Annotated in this window: 15 protein-coding genes, 1 other RNA gene and 3 pseudogenes; 4 read left to right on the top strand and 15 right to left on the bottom strand. The window is 54.0% G+C overall.

What is annotated here, in order from left to right; genetic code table 11:
- Positions 1-16 precede the first annotated feature (16 nt).
- The 4 genes from BITS_RS02935 to BITS_RS02920 all read right to left on the bottom strand — a co-directional run bounded on the left by BITS_RS02935 (position 17) and on the right by BITS_RS02920 (position 6,375).
- The gene (locus tag BITS_RS02935) at positions 17-1,231 is read right to left on the bottom strand and encodes an MFS transporter (protein WP_026642578.1); all 1,215 of its coding nucleotides are present in this window, start codon (positions 1,229-1,231) and stop codon (positions 17-19) included.
- A 225-nt stretch (positions 1,232-1,456) separates the two neighbouring features.
- The gene (locus tag BITS_RS02930) at positions 1,457-3,829 is read right to left on the bottom strand and encodes a DNA gyrase/topoisomerase IV subunit B (protein ID WP_044259313.1); all 2,373 of its coding nucleotides are present in this window, start codon (positions 3,827-3,829) and stop codon (positions 1,457-1,459) included.
- 159 nt (positions 3,830-3,988) lie between these two features.
- Complete coding sequence (locus tag BITS_RS02925; protein ID WP_026642576.1) at positions 3,989-5,368, bottom strand: RNA polymerase sigma factor; 1,380 nt, start codon at positions 5,366-5,368, stop codon at positions 3,989-3,991.
- A 284-nt stretch (positions 5,369-5,652) separates the two neighbouring features.
- Positions 5,653-6,375 (bottom strand): DUF4192 family protein, encoded by a 723-nt coding sequence (locus BITS_RS02920; RefSeq protein WP_051264379.1) that lies wholly within the window; start codon positions 6,373-6,375, stop codon positions 5,653-5,655.
- Between the two features lie 162 nt (positions 6,376-6,537).
- On the opposite strand from BITS_RS02920, the gene BITS_RS02915 reads away from it, so the two are divergent.
- Together BITS_RS02915 and BITS_RS02910 are read left to right on the top strand one after the other, a co-directional pair.
- On the top strand, positions 6,538-7,677 hold the full coding sequence (locus tag BITS_RS02915; protein ID WP_044259311.1) for a polyprenyl synthetase family protein: 1,140 nt from the start codon (positions 6,538-6,540) through the stop codon (positions 7,675-7,677).
- Between the two features lie 55 nt (positions 7,678-7,732).
- The gene (locus tag BITS_RS02910) at positions 7,733-10,003 is read left to right on the top strand and encodes a protein kinase domain-containing protein (protein WP_026642574.1); all 2,271 of its coding nucleotides are present in this window, start codon (positions 7,733-7,735) and stop codon (positions 10,001-10,003) included.
- A gap of 235 nt (positions 10,004-10,238) precedes the next feature.
- Here the strand turns inward: BITS_RS02910 and BITS_RS02905 are convergent, their stop codons facing one another.
- Positions 10,239-10,931 carry a lysophospholipid acyltransferase family protein gene (locus BITS_RS02905; RefSeq protein WP_034534255.1) on the bottom strand — a complete coding sequence of 231 codons (693 nt, stop codon included), beginning with the start codon at positions 10,929-10,931 and terminating at the stop codon, positions 10,239-10,241.
- 50 nt (positions 10,932-10,981) lie between these two features.
- On the opposite strand from BITS_RS02905, the gene BITS_RS02900 reads away from it, so the two are divergent.
- Complete coding sequence (locus BITS_RS02900; RefSeq protein ID WP_081693580.1) at positions 10,982-11,614, top strand: hypothetical protein; 633 nt, start codon at positions 10,982-10,984, stop codon at positions 11,612-11,614.
- Positions 11,615-11,653: 39 nt separating this feature from the next.
- Here BITS_RS02900 and trpD read toward each other — a convergent pair whose 3' ends face one another.
- The 4 genes and pseudogenes from trpD to hpf form a co-directional block, all read right to left on the bottom strand.
- Positions 11,654-12,706, bottom strand: coding sequence for an anthranilate phosphoribosyltransferase (trpD, locus tag BITS_RS02895; RefSeq protein WP_026642570.1), 1,053 nt, complete (start codon positions 12,704-12,706; stop codon positions 11,654-11,656).
- 287 nt (positions 12,707-12,993) lie between these two features.
- A pseudogene (locus BITS_RS09800) lies at positions 12,994-13,176 on the bottom strand (SEC-C metal-binding domain-containing protein); the annotation flags it as partial.
- Between the two features lie 200 nt (positions 13,177-13,376).
- Positions 13,377-15,888 (bottom strand): annotated as a pseudogene (secA, locus tag BITS_RS02890) (preprotein translocase subunit SecA); the annotation flags it as partial.
- A gap of 200 nt (positions 15,889-16,088) precedes the next feature.
- Positions 16,089-16,754, bottom strand: coding sequence for a ribosome hibernation-promoting factor, HPF/YfiA family (gene hpf, locus BITS_RS02885; protein WP_026642568.1), 666 nt, complete (start codon positions 16,752-16,754; stop codon positions 16,089-16,091).
- A 184-nt stretch (positions 16,755-16,938) separates the two neighbouring features.
- Between hpf and rnpB the strand changes: the two genes are divergently transcribed.
- An RNA gene (gene rnpB / locus BITS_RS08675) (RNase P RNA component class A) lies at positions 16,939-17,299 on the top strand.
- 267 nt (positions 17,300-17,566) lie between these two features.
- On the opposite strand, the gene BITS_RS09670 is transcribed toward rnpB, so the two are convergent.
- From BITS_RS09670 to pgsA, 6 genes and pseudogenes are all read right to left on the bottom strand, one after another.
- Positions 17,567-18,562 (bottom strand): regulatory protein RecX, encoded by a 996-nt coding sequence (locus BITS_RS09670; protein WP_238556531.1) that lies wholly within the window; start codon positions 18,560-18,562, stop codon positions 17,567-17,569.
- Between the two features lie 9 nt (positions 18,563-18,571).
- Positions 18,572-19,711: a recombinase RecA gene (gene recA / locus BITS_RS02875; protein ID WP_026642567.1), complete on the bottom strand. Its 1,140-nt coding sequence runs from the start codon at positions 19,709-19,711 to the stop codon at positions 18,572-18,574.
- Positions 19,712-20,019: 308 nt separating this feature from the next.
- Positions 20,020-20,253, bottom strand: a complete 234-nt coding sequence (locus BITS_RS02870; RefSeq protein ID WP_026642566.1) for a DUF3046 domain-containing protein — start codon at positions 20,251-20,253, stop codon at positions 20,020-20,022.
- Positions 20,254-20,391: 138 nt separating this feature from the next.
- Complete coding sequence (locus BITS_RS02865; RefSeq protein ID WP_026642565.1) at positions 20,392-20,904, bottom strand: helix-turn-helix domain-containing protein; 513 nt, start codon at positions 20,902-20,904, stop codon at positions 20,392-20,394.
- A 69-nt stretch (positions 20,905-20,973) separates the two neighbouring features.
- The gene (locus BITS_RS02860; RefSeq protein ID WP_026642564.1) at positions 20,974-21,507 is read right to left on the bottom strand and encodes a CinA family protein; all 534 of its coding nucleotides are present in this window, start codon (positions 21,505-21,507) and stop codon (positions 20,974-20,976) included.
- 415 nt (positions 21,508-21,922) lie between these two features.
- Positions 21,923-22,594 (bottom strand): annotated as a pseudogene (gene pgsA, locus BITS_RS09450) (CDP-diacylglycerol--glycerol-3-phosphate 3-phosphatidyltransferase); the annotation flags it as partial.
- Positions 22,595-22,612 lie beyond the last annotated feature (18 nt).

Genomic DNA, 22,612 nt, shown 5'->3' with positions numbered 1-22,612 from the left:
ATGTTCGATTATGGCATCACATCTCTACCGGACGCTTGCGGCGCAATTGTTCGTGCATAAAGACCATGAGCAGCAAGAAGGCGAGCATATACACAGGGAATGAGTCAATGGTGACATATTCCGCAATCACGCCGAATATCGGCGGCGCAGCCAGCGAGCCAACATATGCGGAAGCCATCTGAACGCCGATTATGGCTTGGGATTTATCTGCACCAAAATATGCCGGCGTGGAATGGATGACACAAGGATAAATAGGTGCGCAACCAAGCCCGATAAGCACCAATCCGGCCATGATGGCACCATTTCCAGGAACCGGCAGCACCATGACGGCAATACCCACAAAAAGAACCGCTAAGCCGATGCGAATCATGGTCGGGTCATTGAATTTCATGGTCATAAAGCCGCTGAGAGCACGACCGACCGTGATCCCTGTGTAAAACAGGCTGGCCCAGGTCGCAGCCGAAGCTCGATCCATGCCACCGTGGATCACCATATAACTACTCGCCCACAGTCCTGCGGTGGACTCGATGGCGCAATAACACAGGAACATGATCAAAATCTCTTTGGCGCCCTTGATGGCTACGACACCACGCAGCCCCAACGGCTTTGCCTCCTGCGAGGCTTGTTCTGCGCTTTTTTCCGCAGAATAGCCAGTACTTTGCGCAGATGCATTCCCCGCTTGATTCCTGGACTTCCACAATGGCAAGGTCAGCAGAATCAATGCGGTGAGCACCACTTGAATCACGGAGACATAGCGATAACCGGACGGCCAACCCTGCCCATTGCTCAAGGCAAAGCCCATGATGTACGGGCCAACCGATGCACCAATACCCCACATGCAGTGCAACCAGCTCATATGTCGGCTCTCGTAATGGATGGCGACATAATTATTCAGGGCAGCATCCACGCCACCGGCACCTAAGCCATATGGAATTGCCATCAGTATGAGCACCCAATAATTAGGAGCTACCGAGAAACCGAAGAGCGCAGCCGCTGTCATGCCTACTGAAATCGCGGTCACCTTCCCAGCGCCCAGCTTTAATGTAAGCCTGTCCGAAAGCAGCGCAGAGGTAATGGTCCCAAGGGAGATAACCGCAGATATTCCTCCTTGCCATGACAATGGTGCACCCAGATCCGGGCCCATGGTCGGCCATGCAGCTCCCAACAGACCATCAGGTAGACCGAGACTTATGAAGGCAACATAGATTACGGCGAGCAGCAAACTTGCCATGGCGAAGACTCCTTATACGCAGCAATGCATATTTCTTACTTTCAGCAACTAATCGATATGCTACCAATCGGTAGATACACAACACGCCTTCGGATAGCGTGCAAGTCCCATGCCGATAAGCCATTTGAAGATTTAGATTCGGACTACTCGCATAACGCGCCGAAATGCGACTGGGGCTGAGCCGATTAGGAATCACGGCCAGCCCCAGTCAGCGCATGACTGTTATCAGGTATCGATCTTTGACCTGTCGAAATCATCGGCGTTGTCGACTATGAACTGCTTGCGCGGAGGAACATCGTCACCCATCAACAACGAGAATATTTCGCTGGCTTGCTCGGCGTCCTCCATGCGGATGCGCCTAAGCATGCGTGTGCGAGGGTCCATGGTGGTATCGGCTAGCTGATCGGCGTCCATCTCGCCCAGACCCTTGTATCGCTGAATGTCAGGATGATAGTCGATATGACGGCGCTTGAGATCCGCAAGTTTTCCGGCGAGTTCATCATCGGAATAGGTGTAGATGTACTCCCCCTTCCGCTTGCCAGCCAAGGCAATGCGATGCAAAGGAGGCACTGCCGCATAGACGCGCCCGTTTTCGATCAGCGGACGCATATAGCGATAGAACAATGTCAGCAACAGAATACGGATATGCGCGCCATCCACATCAGCATCGGTCATCATGACGACTTTGTTGTATCGTGCCTGTTCAATATCAAAACTGGCTCCGGAACCTGCGCCGACCACTTGGATAATGGCAGCGCATTCCTTATTGGAAAGCATCTGTGAAATGCTCGCCTTCTGCACATTGAGAATCTTTCCTCGTATTGGCAGCAATGCCTGGAAGGACGAGTTGCGGGCGGCCTTGGCGGTTCCCAAAGCGGAATCGCCCTCTACGATGAACAGTTCTGCGACATCGTCATTGCCCGGCTGGCAGTCAGAAAGCTTAGGAGGCATGGACGCAGATTCCAAAGCATTTTTGCGGCGCGTCACTTCCTTGGTTTTACGCGCCTGGATTCGGGCATGCATCTCCCCGACGATCTTTTCCAGCACGCGATTGGACTGCTCTTTGAAACCGCGCTTGGAACCGGTTATCATCTCGCCGAATTGCTTTTCGGTCATCTTCGTGACAATTGGCTTGACTTGTGCCGTACCTAACACGTCCTTGGTCTGCCCTTGGAACTGCGGCTCCGCTATGCGAACGGTGACCACGGCAACCAGACCGGCCATGATATCATCGCGTTCGATACGAGTATTGGAGTCCTTGAGATTCACCTTGAGCTTGCGCGCATTATCCTCGACCGTTTTGCGTACCAGCTTGGTAATCCCCTGCATGAATCCATCCACATGCATGCCGCCGCCAGGAGTTTCCACCACATTGACGAAGCTGCGCATCGTGGTGTCGTAGCCATTCACCCATCTCATGGCAATATCCACACCGCAGTTTCGGGTTACTTCCTGTGCATGCAGTTCCCCGCCTTCACCGACCGCCTGAGTCTCTTCAACATAGGTGTCCTCTCCGGTGATATGCCAAATATCCGATACGGCTTCACCACGGGATAAGAAATCAACGAAATCTTTCACGCCGCCCGTGTGGATGAACCGTTCCACGCGCTTATGTGGGTACTTGGCGGCACTTTGGGAATCGGATGCGATGGAAGATTCAGTATCCCCAATGCTTTCCAGCTGCTCGGTATCCGTGTCGTCAGAGGCTGAATTATCTGAATCTGATGACGCATCGGTATTGCCCAATTGCTCGCCGCCTGAAGGAGCCTGATTCGCCTCTGATTGTTCAGTTACTTGAGACTCACCCTGCTGCCCGGCGTTGGAATCCTGAATTTCAGGGTCCTGAGCAGCATCGGTCTCCACATAGCTCCCCGCTTCTTCAGGGATATGCTCATCGATTACGGTTATGCTCAAGCCAGGTACCAGGAAACTGGTTTGTCTGACTCGGTCAATCAGCTGTTCATAACTGAATTCCGCTGTATCGTTGAAACTCTCGGGATCCGCCCAATACCGCACCCTGGTGCCGGTCTTTTTCGGAGAGACCTTGCCGATCACTTCTAATTCGGTGGGTCGGTTCTTGCGCGTGCGCTTGAATGGGGCATCCGGCGATGGATGCGCGGGATCCGCATCGTCATACACTCCAGGATGACCCTGATGGAAGGCCATATGATGCGTTTTACCGTCTCTATCGACTTCAACATCCAATCGTGCACTCAACGCGTTCACGACAGATGAGCCCACGCCGTGCAGACCGCCAGCGGCGTTATACGATGCGTTGCCGAATTTTGCGCCTGCATGGAGTTTGGTCAGCACAACCTCAACACCGGTAAGGCCTGTCTTCGGTTCCACATCGACTGGGATGCCGCGGCCATTATCCGCCACTTCCACTGAGCCGTCATCATGAAGAGTGACTACGATGTCATCACAGGCGCCAGCAAGAGCCTCATCGACTGCATTGTCGATAATCTCCCACAGACAGTGCATCAGACCCTGACTATCGGTGGTTCCGATGTACATGCCAGGACGCTTGCGTACAGCGTCCAAGCCCTCCAAAACGGTCAGGCTTTTCGCACCATACTGTTCTTTCGTAGCAGCCACTCTCACTCCGATTCACATAATTTCATCCGCGCAGCCATTCGCAACGGCATAATAGTAGGCCGCCTCGTACGGCTTACCGGTTTATCTCACACGCGATAGGGCGGCATCGACTGATTCAGAGGATGCCGCCCTATGTTCAGACGTATGTTCAAGCAGTCATCACTGGTCGAGGAAGTCTCGCAGCGTCTGGGAACGAGATGGATGCCGCAGCTTGGACATGGTCTTGGACTCAATCTGACGGATACGCTCACGAGTCACGCCGTACACGCGACCGATATCATCCAGTGTCTTGGGCTGCCCATCCTCAAGTCCGTAACGCATCTTGATAACGCCCGCCTCACGTGGAGACAGCGTTTCGAGAACCTGCTTGAACTGCTCTTGCAATAGCGAGAAGGCCACGGCCTCGGATGGAGCAATTGCATCGGTATCCTCGATCAGATCACCGAATTCGGAATCGCCGTCCTCACCCAGAGGAGTGTGCAATGAAATCGGTTCACGGCCGTATTTCTGCACTTCCTGGACCTTCTCAACAGGCATATCCAGCTCGCGTGCCAGCTCATCCGGCGTAGGTTCACGACCAAGATCCTGAAGCATCTGGCGCTGGACTCGGGACAGCTTATTGATGATTTCCACCATATGCACAGGCACACGAATCGTGCGTGCCTGGTCAGCCATGGCACGGGTTATGGCCTGGCGAATCCACCACGTTGCATAGGTCGAGAATTTGAAGCCCTTTTTCCAATCGAACTTCTCAACTGCGCGAATCAGACCAAGGTTGCCTTCCTGAATCAAATCAAGGAAGAGCATGCCCCGACCGGTGTATCGCTTGGCCAGAGACACCACAAGACGAAGGTTTGCTTCCAAAAGGTGATCCTTGGCCTTCTTGCCATCGGAAGCAGCCCACTTCAATTCACGCTTGCGCTTGAAGTCCATATCGTCGATTTCGGTATCCAACAGGTGCTGCGCATACAGGCCGGCTTCGATACGCTCAGAAAGATCGACTTCCTGCTCTGCATTCAACAGGCTGACGCGGCCGATCTGCTTGAGATAATCCTTCACAGGATCGGCTGTCGCACCTGCTGCAACCACTCGACGCTTGGGGTTTCCGGAAGGTGTCAGATTGTCATCGTCGTCATCATCACGGACAACGAAAGCACCCTTTTCCTTGGGGACTTCTGGCTCAGGGCGCTTCTGTTCCTCGTCCTCGCCATCATCCTCATCCTCGGCGTCTTCATCGTCTAAATCGTCTTCGTCTCCATCATCGTCAAGGTCGTCCTCATCGCCTTCATCAACGTCGATGTCGTCGTCAATATCGTCAAGATCCTCTTGCGAATCCAACTCTTCGTTGTCATCCACCTGGGTCTTGATTTCGTCCTGTTCCTTGGACTCCTTGGCTTTGGCATTGCTCTTCTTCGCCGGCGCCTTCTTGGCGGAGGACGACTTCTTGGAAGCCGGCTTACGAGTGGTACGCTTCTTGGGCTTCACAGCCTCGTCCTGCTCAGCCTGTTGCGTGGTTGCCGTCGTTTCCTTTGTGGCCAAACCTATCCTCCTGATGATCCTGCCGCCGGTGCTCCTAGCACATAGACGCACTTCTGGCAAGGGCAAATCGTCAACTATTGGAGTTAACCATCTTGCAAGGACGATTATTCCCAATTGTTTTTTGCGAGCGAATCCATCTGCTGTTGAGCAGCGTACGCTTGTGCGATATTCTTTGCGCATGGATTCCCGCACAACAACCTGCAAATAAACGACTTGCACCGGAAAATCTAGGCCTTCGCAACCTGTCGCGATTTCACCACATCAGTCTCCAGCAGATCAACAACTCATTGCGTTTCCCCGTGCTGGATCTCGCTCTTTTGCCTGCACCAGGCGGGATAGATGCCATGCTCCAAAGCCTGCACGACGATGGACGCCAAATTGCAACGAGGGTCAAGCGCCAAGGCATGCCTTGCATACGAGTCTGCCTGTTCGTCTTGCATCCACCACAATGCATACGCCACAACCGCGAGCGGCTGCACACCATATCGTTCAGGAACCGTATCTACAATGGCGTCCATCATGGTCATACCCGCCTTGCATATCTCATCATCCGGCTTGTTCTCAACGCTGTTGAATGCCTCGTCCAGTAGATGACACATCAATCGTGCATTTCTTGAATCATGCGGCCGCGAAACAAAGCGTTTCATGGTGTTTGGTAACCGCGCGGTCTTTGAGGCTACCATCGAAACAATGAGTGCGTCCCGAACCGCCAAAGATTGTGCCATTCCCACTGCCAGTGCCGCAATGGATGCGCGATCAAGCGCTTGAACATGCCGGGTCAGCCCTGAGCGCCATTGTTCAAACGCCGTACTCACCCATTGAATGTCTGCAATGGCCATGCCGTGAGCACGACGTTGTGCACGCAACTGCTCCATAAGCTCTTGCATTTCTTCTTCATCCACCACATGACCTTGCGTCGGCGGCGACAGATCGGTCTTAGGATCGCCTGATTGCGCGATTGCCTGTCCGTTCTTGTCGCGTAGCACATCCAATTGTTGTTCGTCCATATCGCCTCCCAATGCGAGCGCTGCAACACTTCACCGTGTCACTTATGACTTTGCCTCAAGTCGCTCGTTTAGGTGAGGCTCAGCGCCAATGTGGTCGGAGGCATGACTTGAGCCTCTGCACCATTCTTGAGTTGTCGCAATGTTGTGGATACCCTCGTAACTATGAACTCCGCCCCTCGCAGCGCTCCTGCACCAGTAGCAGATATCGAATCCCGCATTGCAGCACTGGTCGCCCAACTCGTCACGGCCACAGATCTTGGCAATGGCACTTGCTCCCAAGTACTCGGCAGTGTCCGCGAACAGGCAATCACTTCCAGCGCAGGAGGCAAACGACTCCGGGCATCGCTTGCACTGGCCGCATTCAATGCGGGGCGACTTGCACAAAAAGCTCCTGAAGGCACCGTTGATCATGAGGTCTCATGGGCAGGAGCAGCTGATGAGATGCTTGACATTGCATGCGCCATCGAGGTCTTTCAAACGGCAGCGCTGGTGCATGACGATATTATCGATGACTCAGATTTACGTCGTGGAAAGCCCAGCGCCCACCGCGCATTGTCGACACTGACCCACAGCGCCGCCATAGGCAGGGGGCTTAGGCTTATGATCGGCGATATCCTTGCCACAGGAAGTATCGACATTGTGCGCAATGCCTGCGCCTCTATGCCGCAGAAACAGGCTCAGTCCTTACTTGCTGCCTTCACCAATATGCAGCGTGAAGTGAGTATCGGACAGATTCTTGATCTGGCGATAGAGCTCTCCCCACTTACTGACCCGCAAGAGCTGACCACAGCTTCCCTCAACGTTTTTCGTTGGAAAACCGCCAGTTACACCACAATCGCACCCATTGAACTTGGTTTGATCGCTTCGGGTCGCGACGCTGCGTCAGCCAGAGCGATGGCTCTGAGCATCGGCGAGCCTCTTGGCATTGCCTTCCAATTGGCAGATGATGTTTTGGACGTTGTGGGTTACAGCGCCAACACCGGAAAACCGGTCGGAGGCGATATCCGGGAAGGCAAACGCGCGGTATTGCTCGCGGATACACTCCAGGCATTGCCTGAACAGGACCGCAATGATGTGATTGCAATGTATGAGAGTGACAGTCGCAGCGATGATGACGTCCGTCACGGTATCGCGCTTATGAAATCCACGGGTGCGGTCGAACGTTCGTATGAACGCATCAATCAATTGTGGCATGAGACCGGCAGGGCAATCGACAGCATTGATCTCGACGACGAGGGCAAGCACATTTTACGTGAAGTTTGCAGGAAGTTCGTCTCCATTGCAATCCCTCAAGGTGCATAATCGCATGTACACTGAAGGATAGTCACCCTTACGTCGCAAGGACATAGTCAAACCCATGAGTGAAGCTGCTAACGCGCCTGAAGGCCTCAAAATCGACGGTCGGTATCGCATAGTGCGCAAAATCGCCGATGGCGGCATGGCCACCGTGTATCAAGCCGTTGATGAACGCTTGGATCGCACTGTCGCCATCAAGATCATGCATATGCAGCTGGCCCAGGGACCTCATCGTCAGCAATTCGTGGAACGTTTCCGCCGCGAGGCCAAATCCGCCGCTGCAATTGCCAATCCCCATATCGTTCAGGTATATGACACCGGCGAATACCAGGGCCTCGATTTCCTGGTTATGGAATACGTCCATGGTGTCAATCTGCGTAAGGAAATGAATCAGCAACGCACCTTCACCGTTCGGGAAACCTTGCGTATCATCACCCAAACCCTGGATGGTCTGGCTTCGGCTCACCGGGCGGGAGTGGTGCATCGTGATATCAAGCCGGAAAATATCCTGCTCAACGAGCGCGGCCATGTGCAAATCACTGATTTCGGACTCTCAAAAGCCGCCTCGCAAGCCACACTTTCGTCAACTGGCATGCTGCTCGGCACCGCGGCATATCTGGCACCAGAAATGATCGAAAGCAATAGCGCGACTCAGCAGGGTGACCTGTATTCTGTGGGCATCATGGCTTGGGAAATGCTCGCAGGAGAAGTTCCTTTTGTATCCGACAATCCGGTCACTTTGGTGTTCAAGCATGTGCACGAAGACGTGCCTTCCATAACCGTCCCCTGCCCCGGCATCGATCCGAGCATCGCAGAGTTCATTGCACATCTGACCGCCCGGTCCGTTGACGCACGTCCAAAGGATGCCACAGAAGCCTTGCGTGAGATCCGTGCATTGAGCGCGAAATTGCCCATAATGGCGTGGCAATATCGAAAAGCAGTCTCCCAGGAACATAATGCATCTGCTGAGGGTTCAGGAAAGCCGGCACTTGCCGCTGCGCCTATTGCCGTTCCCCCGATACCCCCAGCAGATGTTCAGACGCAGGACCATGACGGCACGATTGCGGTACCTATTCGCGAACACGCCGCCCAAGAGTCCGCCCCGATAGATTCCGCCAATTCTTCCAATGCAGACTTGAATAACGGCAACACTCAAGTTCTCGGTCTGGAAGCATCCGCGCACAATACGCAGATCATGCCTGCTGTGCGCAGCACCAGCGGTTCCGCCGCCGTGGATCGCGTATCCAACGATGCTGATGTGTCCAACGCACAGCATGATGGTCGCGAAGCAACGGCTGCCATAGGCTTGATGCCAGCACAGCAGCTTGATGAGGAATCAATCCGGAAGCGCAAGCGTCGCAAACGCAATATCATCATTGCAGCCATTCTTTCAGTTGTGCTGATTGCCACTGCCGCGACCGGGGCTTGGTGGTATTGGCTGGGTCCGGGTAGTTATTGGACAATGCCTCAGCCAAGCGATCTGACCTGTACCGAAGGCCAAAGCTGCACCATAACCAATGTGTCGTGGAGCTCCTATGAGAGTTCGCTGAAAGTGGCGGGCATTCCATACACCGTGCAGGAGGATTACAGCGACACCATCGCCAAGGGTAATATTATTTCCACCACGCCGGAAACGGTCGATGCACATGTCAGCAAGCGACGCAACGAACAGGTTACGGTTACCGTGTCTCAAGGCGTCAAACAAGCGACTATCCCCACTGATATTACCGACGCCAACTCTGCCAATGGCAAGGACCCGATAGCGGCTTTGACTGCTGCAGGCTTCACTGCAATCATCCATGACGCGGAGAAAGATGATTACTCACTGACGATCCCCTCGGGTGCGGTTGCCAGCATCAGTCCCGATCCCGGCACGACTATGGATCACAATAAGGAAATCGTGATTCAGCTCTCGAAGGGTCCGATGCCCGTCAGCATGCCAGATGTGGTTGGCCGCAGCAAAGACGAAGCACAGAATGCCTTCGATACGGCAAAACTCAAGGCGAATTACACCGAATCCTACAGCGATACCGTTGCCAACGGCGATATTATTTCCACTTCAGTAGCCGCGGGGACCCAACTGCATTGGGGTGATTCCGTCGATGTTGTGGTTTCCAAAGGACCCGAGATGGTGACACTGCCCGATGTCCGAGGCAAGAGCACCGAAGATGCGAAATCAACGCTTGAAGCGCTCGGTCTACAGGTTCAGGTCTCTGCTCCACTTGGTGACCTGACGCATACCGTGCGTTTGCAGTCCCCTGACCCAGGACAGCAAGTCCGGGTACGCGATGAACAGGGCAATAAGACGGTCATCACTCTGACTGTGGTCTGACACAGAAACGTAAATAGCATTCCTGGCTCATAGACTTCTGACAGAGAATGCTCTGAGTTGATGCGATCATTACCTCATCACAGGTTGGAAGCAACAAAATGCCTACCCACTGGGAGACTCCAAATTGGTAGGCATTCGTCGCATATGCCGAACACGCCTGAGGCTGCACTGTGCGTCTACCAACAGTTGGTAGACATCGCCGAATCCGGCTTATGCATCCAGCGCGAATGAACCATTACTCCGCGTTTGCACGCTCTTTCTTGAGACGCTCTTTGACCGCCTGAGCATATTCGTCGACATATTCCTGTCCACTCATACGCTGAATCGCTTGCGTAACCCGATCCGTTAATTCGCGCAAATCCTCTCTGGTCACCTCATCGGACGGCTTGCGCTCAACTTCTATCGGAGTGCCATAGATCACCTTGGTATGCCCTTTATCCGGGATGATCTGCCCTACCTTCTGCACCTTGTCTGAGCCGATAATGGCTGTAGGGACGATCGGACATCCTGTTTCAAAAGCCAGGCGGGCTGCGCCGGTATGACCACGATACAATTTGCCATCAGGACTGCGCGTGCCCTCGATATGAATGCCGAAAAGCTCACCGTCCTCTATTATCTTGCGCGCATGATTCAGAGCGCCCAGAGCCTTGGAACCGCCTGAACGGTCCACAGGGAACACGCCCACCGAAGTGAACCACCACTTCTTGAATTTGCCCTTCAATCCTTTGCCTTCAAAGTATTCGGCCTTGCCCATAAAGTGGATCATCCTCGGGCAAGTCAGCGGAAGCAAAGCATCATCAATCACGGCAAGATGGTTTGCAGCGATAATGCCACCACCGTTGCTCGGAATATTGCGCACTCCCTCAGTGGTCGGATTGATACGATGTCGAGCGATTGGTCCGAGCAACTTGACGAAAAACCAGTACACGCAGCTCTCCTTCCGGCGCAATGGCGTGCCGATTGATTACAGTGGTAGTTATGACTGACCTCAACAATAGCAATGAGTCTAACGAGCGTCCAACGGATGCGGATTCGACATCGGCTTCAGCCTCGAATGCCTCCAGCCATTCAGCAGGTCAACACGCCGACGGCAGTGCTCCCTCTTCCGGGTCTACGCCATCCACACCGGATATGACCGACGAGTGGGCGGCATTCGCAGCAGCCCATGCCGATGACTTGCAAGATGTCGAGAGCTCACGCAATGCCAAGCGATTCGAGAAACATGCACAGCGCAAAGACAAAGAAGCGCTGTTATCTATTCAAGATCTCAGTTCTGATTCCTTCGTAGGCACTGCGACACCACGAGGCCCCCGTGATTTCTCCGGTTCCAGTTGGCTCGACACCGATGATGTCATGGACCGTTATAGCGATGACTTCGTGCCGCCAAATCCGTCAATAGGAAAGATCCGCACACCTCTCATGGTATTCTGGATTCTTTTCATCGTAGGAGTCCTAGGGCTTATCGCTTCGGTGCTTTTGCCTTCGATTGCCTCGATTTTGGGAACCGTATTCGGGTTATGCGCTCTGATAGGCGGAGCCGGTCTGCTCTCCCAGCTCAAAGGTCATAATCCCCACCGTAACGGCTATACAGACGATGGGGCGCGCGTATAGGCAACGCCCCGTTACGTGTATGCTTCCGCTTGCCGCGGATTATCGCTTGCTCTGCGCAACCTCAATCCAGCGATCGAGCAATCGCTGTGCCTCACCGTTATCCACCACTTGCTGGGCAAGAGCATAGGCCTCAGCGAAACGCTGGGACAGCGAACCATCAGCGGAGATCTTGCTTCCATCTGCCACAATCGCCGCAGCCGCATTCAACAATGCCGTCGAGCGTGAAGCGACATGCTCGCCAGCGACGAATTTACGGAATACCTCGGCATTGAATTCCGGAGTGCCTCCGCGTAAATCTTCGACGGTTATCGGTTCAATGGAGAGTTCCTGCACCGGATTGAACTGCAGCTCCTGGACTTCGCCATTATTGATTTCCCACAGGCTAATTGGCTGCCCAGTTGGAGCCAATTCATCTAATCCTTCATACGAAGTGAATACCATGCCATTCTGGCCGCGCTTGGCATACACCTCAGCCATAATCGGGCTGAGTGTACGATTGGCGCATCCGATGGCAACATGCTTCGGCTGGGATGGATTGGTCAATGGTCCCAAAATATTGAATACACAAGGGATTCCCAAAGCCGAACGCACAGGGCCGACAAAACGCATAGCAGGGTGGAAAGTCTTGGCAAATGCGAAAGTGATACCGATTTCATTGCCGACCTGAGCCACTGCTTCGGGCGTCAAATCCAATGGAAGACCCAGAGCTTCCAGCACGTCAGCTGCGCCGGACTTTGATGAAGCCGCACGATTGCCGTGCTTGACAATGCGCACACCTGCGGCGGCAGCCACTACTGAACCCATCGAAGACAGGTTCACCGTTGACGCACCATCGCCGCCCGTGCCGACGATATCAGTGCACTCCCCTTCAACCTGCAACGGCACAGCATGAGCAACCATGGCTTTGGCAGCTCCTTCGACTTCTTGCGCAGTCAGACCCAACTGTTGCTGAGTTGCCAATACAGCACCCACTGCAGCCGGTTCGGCATTTCCTCGCATCAGGTCATCGACGAACCACCAGGAATCCTCTGCGCTGAGGTGTTGTCCGGATATCAGGGTGGTCAGAATCGATTTCCATGTACGCTCGGCCATAATGCTCTCCTTGATGCATGAGGCTGTTTTGCTTGTGGGGTTATTGTAAGCCAAGTGAACCGATAGATTTGCATATTCACCGCATTATGGGCATATATTCAGCGTTTTGCCACGTATCAACCGGATCACGATTAAAGGATGCGGACATACACAATGCAATACTCGGCGATTTGGGCGTTCTTCGTCAAGAATTCCACGGCTGAGAACTTGGCACAATACGCCAGCGGCGGCGAGATCCATTGATCTACGCCGCCGCTGCATTAGTCCCAAGTCAGGAACGAGAACGATTATTCCTCATTCTGTCCGTGGCACATCTTGTACTTACGACCCGAACCGCAGGGGCAAGGAGCATTCTTGCCGGTTCCAGGGAATGTACGACCGTCAGACCATGGGGTCTTCAGTTCGTCGCTCTTAGGACGCTTATTGGCAGGAACCTTACCTTCAGCATGGCTCAACGGTGCAGGTCCCACAATCCCAGGCTCATCGCGAACCGGAGAGGCATCTGCTTCAGCAGTTTCCTCTTCATCCTGGGCGTTCTCATCAGCATCGGCATCAGGACCACTCTCCTGTTCCTCGCTGGCGTCCTCATCCGTTGCTGCGGATGCGATGCCCAACTCAGACTCGGCCTGTTCAACAGCCTGATCCTCGTCACGCTCGGATTCGAGATCCTCGGTCTTGGCGACCTGCTCCACATCGACATGGAAGAGCAACTGGACGCTTTCCTCCTTGATCGCCTCGATCATGGAGTTGTACATCTGGTAGCCTTCGCGCTGGTATTCGACCAGCGGATCGCGCTGACCCATGCCACGCAGACCGATGCCATCCTTGAGGTAATCCATCTCGTAAAGGTGTTCGCGCCACTTGCGATCAAGCACTGCGAGCACCACACGACGCTCGAGCTGGCGAAGTCCTTCTGCACCGATCTTGGTCTCGAATTGGTCATATTGCTCTTGAGCATCTTCAACAATGAGATCGCGAAGCTTCTCCACTGCCTTCTCATGCTTGAGCGAAGAGACTTCCTTCTTTGCCTCATCCAAGTCGACACGGACCGGAATAACCGTGTTCAAAGCCTTGGACAGGCCCCTCCAATCCCAGTTCTCAGGCTTGTCAGAGCCATTCATAGCGCCACGAACGTAGCTTCCCACGGTATCGGAGATGAAGCGCAGGATGTCCTCATGAATATCCTCGCCCTTCAAAACAGCCTGACGCTCTTCATAAATGACGGTGCGCTGCTTATTCATAACGTCGTCATATTTCAGGACGTTCTTGCGAATCTCATAGTTACGAGATTCCACAGCCTTCTGTGCCGTGCGCACGCCACGAGACACGCTCTTGGCTTCGATCGGCTCGCCCTCCGGCATGCCACGGGCCATGAATCGGGCTACCATCTGAGTATTGAACAGACGCATTAGATCGTCTTCCAAGCTCAGGTAGAAGCGGGATTCGCCCGGGTCGCCCTGACGACCGGAACGACCGCGCAGCTGATTGTCTATGCGTCGGGACTCATGGCGTTCGGTGCCTAGCACATACAGGCCGCCCAGCTCGGTGACTTCCTTGTGCTCATCCTTGACCTGTTCCTTGACTTCAGCCAAGGTACCCGGCCAGCGCTCCTCATAATCCTCTGGGGTATCTTCAGGAGAATAGCCTTCTGCCTTCAACTTGGCATCGGCAAGGAACTCCACGTTTCCGCCGAGCATGATATCGGTACCACGGCCTGCCATATTGGTTGCCACGGTGACGGCACCCTTGCGGCCTGCAACAGCCACGACGGCAGCTTCTTTTGCATGCTGCTTGGCGTTGAGCACCTGATGGTCGATTCCTGCCACATCCAGCAACGAAGAAACGATTTCAGAAGATTCCACAGAAGCCGTACCGAGCAGCACAGGCTGCCCCTTTGCGTGACGCTTGGCGACATCCTTGACGATGGCAGCGAGCTTTTCCTTCTTCGTGCGGAAGATCAAATCATCGCGATCCTTACGGATCATGGGACGGTTGGTAGGAATCGGCAGCACACCCAGCTTGTAAGTGCCCATGAACTCGGCAGCCTCAGTTTCAGCGGTACCGGTCATGCCGGAAAGCTTGTCGTACATGCGGAAGTAATTCTGCAAGGTAATGGTCGCAAAGGTCTGGTTCTCTGCCTTGACCTCAACGCCTTCCTTGGCTTCGATGGCCTGATGCAGACCTTCGTTATAACGACGTCCTGAAAGAATACGGCCTGTATGCTCATCGACGATAAGCACCTCTCCATGGGTCACCACATAATCGCGGTCACGCAAGAAGAGTTCCTTGGCCTTGATGGCGTTATTGAGATAACCGATCAATGCGGTGTTATTGGGCTCATACAGATTGTCAATGCCCAGGAAGTCTTCGATCTTGCTGATACCCGGATCGAGGATGCCGACTACCTTCTTCTTCTCGTCGACCTCATAATCTTCATCGCGAGACAGTTTGAGCACGAGCTTGGCGAACTGACGATACCAGCGGGTGACATCTCCCTCTGCTGGGCCTGAAATGATCAGAGGAGTACGCGCCTCATCGATAAGAATGGAGTCCACCTCGTCGACGATGGCGAAATGATGTCCGCGCTGCACCAGATCACCGCGTTCCCAAGACATATTGTCTCGCAGGTAATCGAAACCAAACTCATTGTTGGTGCCATAGGTGATGTCTGCGTTGTACTGCTTGCGGCGCTCAGGCGGCTTCTGATCGGTGATGATGCAGCCGACGCTCATACCGAGGAATCGGTAGATACGACCCATGAGCTCGCTCTGGTAGCTTGCCAGGTAATCGTTGACGGTGACCACATGAACGCCCTTGCCTTCAAGAGCATTGAGGTAACTCGGCAAGGTCGCCACCAGGGTCTTGCCTTCACCGGTTTTCATCTCGGCGATATTTCCCCAGTGCAATGCGGCGCCGCCCATGAGCTGCACATCGAAGTGGCGCTGACCCAAAGTTCTCTTGGAAACCTCACGAACCGTGGCAAAAGCCTCCGCCATGATATCATCAAGCTTCTTGCCGTTGTCCAACTGCTGCTTGAACTTGGCCGTTTGCGCTTTGAGCTCGTCGTCTGACAGCGAGGAGATCTCGTCCTCCAATGCGTTCACGGCCTTCGCCACCTGTTCAAGTTTTTTGATCTGGCGACCCTCGCCCATTCGCAGGGCTTTGTCGACGATATCTACCACGGTCTCGCTCCCTATTGCTTGGTCGTGAACGACAGCACCCAACCGTCCTGGCTGGGCACAAACTGCGTCCATACTACGCGACAGCGGGGATTTTTACTACCGCATCGCCGCGTTTCCTATGATTCCCTTATTCCGCCTCACACAGCGGTGGACCCGCGCCTGTTGCTCGGGCGCGGGTCCACCAAATACAGCTGTACGAACTACTTATCCGCAGCTACGTTTTCCGGAGTATCAATTTCGAAAACGCCGTAGCTCCATCCGTGGCGGTGATACACCACAGACGGACGGTTGGTGTCCTTGTTGACGAACAGGAAGAAGTCGTGTCCGATCAACTCCATCTGATACAGGGCCTCATCGATGCTCATCGGTTCAGCGATGTGCAGCTTGCGGCGAATAACAATGGGGGTATCTCCCACCTGAACTTCCACGGATTCACCTGGTCCAAGATCGGATGCCACCGCAGCCTGTGGGCTGTTATTCGGTTCCTCCTCAACCGAGGTTTCATCCGCTGGTGGCTCAACTGCACCCAAGTCGACAGGTACGATGCTTTCATATCCGCGGCGATGATCCTTGCGACGATCGCGAGTGCGGCGCAAACGCAGAGTGAGCTTGTCCAAAGCCATATCCAATGCGCTGAATTCATCTGCGCTGGAGGCTTCTGCTCGGACCACGGTTCGACCCGCGATAACGGTTAGCTCCACTCGCTTGGCAGTATCTGCCTGTCGTGGATTGCCCTCATGCGTCAGCACTACTTGTACGCGCTGAGCGTCAGGGGCGATAGCGGTCACACGATCCATCTTCTTTTCTACGACATCGCGGAAGCGTTGCTTAATCTGCGTATGACGTCCTGTTACGACGATTTCCATGTGGACCTCCCTAGGCTCAAGCGGTGTTACCCGCTTTTGTGTAGTGCGCCGATCGGCAGCATTGCCGGCCGGTGTACGTATCATTGTAGCCCCACGATACGGGATTCGCAGTGGACTCGCTGAACAACGCCGGGAATTTCACTGGATTTTTCTTCATAGAAAAACGCTGATATGATGGCATGTTTGAGACCTCTTGGTGACCGCGGTCGTGCCGTTCATTCGTCACGGCTGAGGAACTTCCGGGCTCCATAGAGCACGATGGCGGATAACGTCCGCCCAGGGAAACCTGAGAGATAGCGCAACAGAGAATAGACCGCCCGGCTTACCGGGTAAGGGTGAAACGGCGGTGCAAGAGACCACCGGATCGTTGGTAACAGCGATCGCATGGCAAGCCTCATCGGGAGCAAGGCCAAGCAGAAGGCAGTAGGGTTGCTCGCTCAGCCTTCGGGTAGGCTGCTAGAGCCTGGCGGTAACGTCAGGTCGAGATGGATGGTCACCCGCGTAGCAATACGCGACAGAACCCGGGGTATAAGAGGTCTCATCAACTTTTCTTCTTGACGCCGCTCATTTACGTAACACAGCTCATCTTCTTTACATTATTAAAGCTCTTGACGCTGCTTACCTTTTCTTGTCGCTATGTACCTTCTTGGAACTCACCAAATTGCGATTTGACCTATCGATTCCGTTCCATGGCGTATGTGCGTTACTTTTTAACTCAGCTCATCCTCTGAAAGCTACCCAATTTGTAGTCTCACCGAAGATCGTGCGTGCGGCACGCATACAAGTTAGATTGCAGCAGACCATTTCTCGATTCAATCCTCTTCTTGATTGAGAAACAGCGATTCCTCGATTGTGCGCAACACAGCGGGGTTATGCCCTTTTCTTCCACCCGCACCCCAAAAACGCCTTCTGCGTACTGCAAGGTCCAATCCCCTGGTCCTTGCCGCTATTCTGCGGCCCAGCTCCCACGCAGCCTCATCAAAAAGCCCTGCCGATTCTGCTTGGTCCACCGCTGCACGGGCCATACGAGATTCCACACCTTTGCGACGCAGTTCGGCAGCAGTTGCACGTGCACCTAGCATTCGTGCAATGCAATACTGCACAGCTCTGTTTGCATACGCTTCGTCATTGATCAAACCGACTCGAGTCAACCGTTCAATAACATCTTCGACCGTGTCCGTTGCGAATCCTTTGGCGAGCAGTCGCTCGCGCAAGGCGCCGCTTGGTCGATCCGCTGCATCAAGGAGGCGCAGTGCCGCTTCACGGCACTGATCAAGGACCTCCTCTTGATCAGGCACGCGATGAGCATTGTGGTTTGCGCTTAATCCGCCTTCAATACCTTGCTGCCCGATACCTTGCTGCCCAATATCCTGATGACCGATATCCTTGTGGCCAACACCTTGCTGACGGTTCGAATATGCGGTTTCGGCATCATACTGGGAATACCTTGAGCTGAAATTCCGCTGATGCTGTTTACGCTTTCCGAATCCCGTGCCTCGTTTTCCACCCCAACGCGAGGTGGATGCTCGCTCATTCCATTGCTTGCGCCGCGTTTCCCCTTCGTGGTCGACGCTGCCAAACGAGCCAAAAGACAGCGAATGCACTCCCGATTCGTCTCTGTGCATAGCATCGGTGTCAAAACCCTCAGGAATGCCGGTACTGTGACCTTCGATACCGGGTTCTGGGTCTTCTGAGCCATGAGACGGGTCCACTCGTGCGATGCTGGCATTATGGGAATCCGCATCATCGTCACGAGTGATCTCAATCCTAGGCTTGTTGTGCTGGAGAAATTCCTCCGCTTGAATCATGCTTCAAGCCTATTTCGCATCCGCTTTTGCCCGCTCCGAAGCCGACTTTGACGAAGAGTCTGCTACCTCGTCTTGATCAACTCCTTCGGCAAACTGGTCCTCAGTGTCCATGAAACCGAGAGCTCCCTTGACCTTATTACTGATTTCATCAGTTATGGCAGGATTGTCCTTCAAGAATTGACGCACATTCTCACGTCCCTGGCCGAGCTGATCGCCTTCGTAGGTGAACCATGAGCCGGACTTCTTGACAACATTGCATTGCAATGCCATGTCCAGTACGGAGCCTTCCTTGGAGATGCCCTCACCATACAGCACGTCAAATTCAGCGATCTTGAATGGCGGAGCCATTTTGTTTTTCACCACTTTGACCTTGGTCCTGTTGCCCACAGCCTCATCGCCGTTCTTGATGGTCTGCGTACGGCGGATATCCATACGCACTGAAGCGTAGAACTTCAAAGCCTTTCCGCCGGTTGTGGTTTCAGGATTACCGAAGAACACGCCGATCTTCTCACGCAACTGGTTGATGAAAATGGCAGTGGTTCCGGCTTGGGCCAATGCACCAGTCATCTTGCGCAGGGCTTGGCTCATCAATCGAGCCTGCAAACCGACGTGGCTATCACCCATTTCGCCTTCGATTTCGGCCTTTGGAACCAAGGCCGCAACAGAATCGATGACGATAACGTCCAAAGCCCCTGAGCGAATCAGCATATCGGCGATTTCCAAAGCCTGTTCGCCATTGTCGGGCTGGGAGACGATCAAGGAATCCGTGTCAACACCCAGATGCCGTGCATACACAGGATCCAAGGCGTGTTCGGCATCGATGAATGCAGCCACTCCACCATTACGCTGTGCATTCGCAACCACATGAAGGGCCAAAGTAGTTTTTCCAGAGGATTCCGGACCATAGATTTCCACGATTCGTCCTCGTGGAAGACCACCTATTCCCAGTGCCATATCCAATGCGAGGGAACCAGTTGGAATAACTTCTACATCCTGCTCGGGCTTGTCTCCCAATCGCATTGCAGAACCTTTGCCGAAGCTTTTCTCCACTTGGGCAAGCGCTGACTCCAGTGCAGCCTGCCTGCGAGGATCGACACCGTTCTCTGCGTTGGCCTGAGCTGCAGCCTTCGTGGTCTTCTGCTGTGCCATGTGTTCTCCTTGTATTACCTATATCGTCACCTTCACCGTAGCCCTATGCGCACCATTCCAGCCATATTTCTTGGCCTTGTGGTCGGAGGCTCACGCCGCACGCCATCAGCCGTTGGCATTCTGCATGAACACGCCATTTCAAAGCGTAACGATTTCATCTGAACTTGACTATACATCAATATGCGAACATTTGTTCGAATCTGTCGTGCAGCGTTGCAAGGTCGAATTGAACCGCATCGACACGAACCGGCGCCTTGGGCACAACGTCTAATTTCAATGACCCGCAAACCTCCGAATACCGAACCCTCTCATTTCGCCGGCATAGGAGGAGCATTATGATCCTTGCCCCATCGTTTGGAATCTGGAATGTCCATTTGATCACACAGCACATTCCACACCACTCGAGGTTCGATGCCCTGTGCCAGGGCTTCGACAACATTCAACCCGCCCAACGCGGTCAAACCCTGATCTCTTGACAGGCTACGGCCGTAACTACGACCGAATACTTCTTCAAGCAATTGCCAAAACTCGCGTTCACGCATGGCGCCTCAGTCTACCTTTCACGCGGGAACCCGCCACTGCATGCCCACCACAAAACCTTCCACACACATAAGAAAACCCGCCACCAACAAGGGTGGCGGGTTCTTCATCCACGGCTTCGACGTTGCCGCAAATGGGTATCAGATTTCCGCTGACTCAAGATAATCGGCGACCATACGCAGCATCTGAGCCGTGCTCAAGCCCAAAGATTGGGCAATTGAGCTGAGCAATTCAGAGCTTGCTTCCTTCTGTCCGCGCTCAACCTCGGACAGGTAGCCGAGCGAGACTCCTGCTTTCTCGCTCACTTCCCGCAATGTTTTGTGATCACGGGTGCGTAGGTCACGCAGTACGTGCCCAATGGCTTCACGCAAGGAAACATCCTTGCCTTCGCCTGCCACTTCCTGCCGTCGCACGGAGGCCCTTGGCCTACTGAGCTCGGCATCTTCTTCCTGCCACATGCGATGCAGGGCTGACTGGCGCTCATCCTTAGCCTTCTTGGCGGCGCGAGCCTTGAGTATCTGCTGCTGGGCAAACATTACCGCACGCCGTTGCGCTGGCGTCAAATCGCGCGTACGCGCTGCGCCGGTCCGTACGCCACGGGTCACTACCGAGGTCAATTCCTTCTGCTCGTCAGTGCGGGTCGTCGTTTCCATGTGCACCATCCCCTTTCGGCTTCGTGTCGTTGCATTGGTCACGTTATAGACAACCCGTATTCGCGCAATTTATTCCTGATTACCTACTGTGAAGTAGCTCACGTTTTGCAGAGCATGCCATACGGCCAACGCCCTCACCATCTCTCGGGAGCCTTGCAAATGCAAGACAAATGCTTCGTTGACCCCCATTCCAGCACTCGAAAGTCGCTTGGGAATATGCAATCCCACATAGACTAATCCGGCAGGCTTATCCCCATCCGGGCCGGGGCCGGCAACCCCCGTTGTGGATATTCCAATAACCGAATTCCCATATTCAGGCTGCGCATACAATTGCGCACATCCAAGAGCCATGGAACGAGCGACTTCAGGATGCACTGCACCCTGGCTTTTCAGCAAATCCGCATCAACACCCAATACCGACGCTTTCGCCTTGATATCGTAGGTCACCGCAGAACCCAGGAAAACTGCCGATGCTCCGGGAATACGAACGAACGAATCAGCCAGCAGCCCGCCGGTAAGCGATTCCGCAGTGGCTATGCGCACGCCGTGCCGCTCACACCACGACAGTACCTGCGCAGCGGTCACATCGCATGAGGCTTGCACTTCGTTGATATTGCGCAAGAGCGCGCTGGGATCTGCATGGCTTTCCCTAGCGCGCTCTTGATATTCCGCATTCATTATGCCGTCAGTTGTTTGCTGACTCATGGGATTCGGCATTCTCTGCGGCTTTCCTTCGTCCCAACGCGAATAAGTCTTCCGGCTCTTCGTCATCTGCGTTGTCACCAATGTTTGCGGCATCAAGGCTTTCAGGAATGTCGCCCATCTGCTCGCTATCCACGACCTCGCTTGGCGATTCGTCATCGCCGGTGCTTTCGGCTCCCAGATCTTCTTCCGCGTGACTTTCGACATCGAGCTCATCCACTGGCTGAGGTTCAACGAAGAACTGCTCTCCTTCAGCGACGTTCTCATCATGCTTGAGCTCCACGGCTTCCTTCACTGAATTCTCTTCAGCCGTGCCCTTCTTGCCAAATGCACCGGATGCCATCGCCGTGGTGACATAGAGGAATCCGGAATACAGGCACAGCACCAAAGCGATGTAAATCAATGCGTATGCGATGGTGAAGTATGTCACCAATCCCCAGGAATCCTGGGTCGATGGCGCAGCCGCATCATCAATGCCCCATATATCCAAAGCCCATACAGGCAGCAGCAACATTGCAAGGCCAACGCTTTGCGTCAAGGTCTTGTACTTGCCGGTCTTGGATGCCGCGATAACATTGCCGCCCTTGTCGATTACGAAGAATCGCATCACAGTAATGCCGATCTCACGAATCAGGAACAATGCGGTCACCCACCATGACAGCTCCGAGAATATGGATGCCACAATCAGGGTCGAGCAAATCAACAGCTTATCGGCGATGGGATCCATAAGTTTGCCAAGTTCAGTGACCTGGTTGTATTTACGGGCCATCCAGCCATCAAGCTTATCCGCGCTGGCCGCAATGATGAAAAGCACTGCCGCAGCCCAACGCAGATTGATATTATTGCCGCCCCAAGCGCCGCCCATGGCGTACAGCACGACGAAAACCACCATGAGTACGATACGCGCATAGGTCACCAGATTCGGCGCACTATTCCATCCATCCAGCAGGGATGAAGATTTTTGTTCGTTTTGCATAAGCTTCACCATACCTCGCTATGCCGATAG

Origin of the sequence: Bifidobacterium tsurumiense (genome assembly GCF_000741765.1) — a bacterium.
In the GTDB taxonomy this organism is placed as follows: domain Bacteria; phylum Actinomycetota; class Actinomycetes; order Actinomycetales; family Bifidobacteriaceae; genus Bifidobacterium; species Bifidobacterium tsurumiense.
Note: the sequence above shows the minus strand (reverse complement) of the source record. Positions and strands in the feature narration are given on the sequence as shown.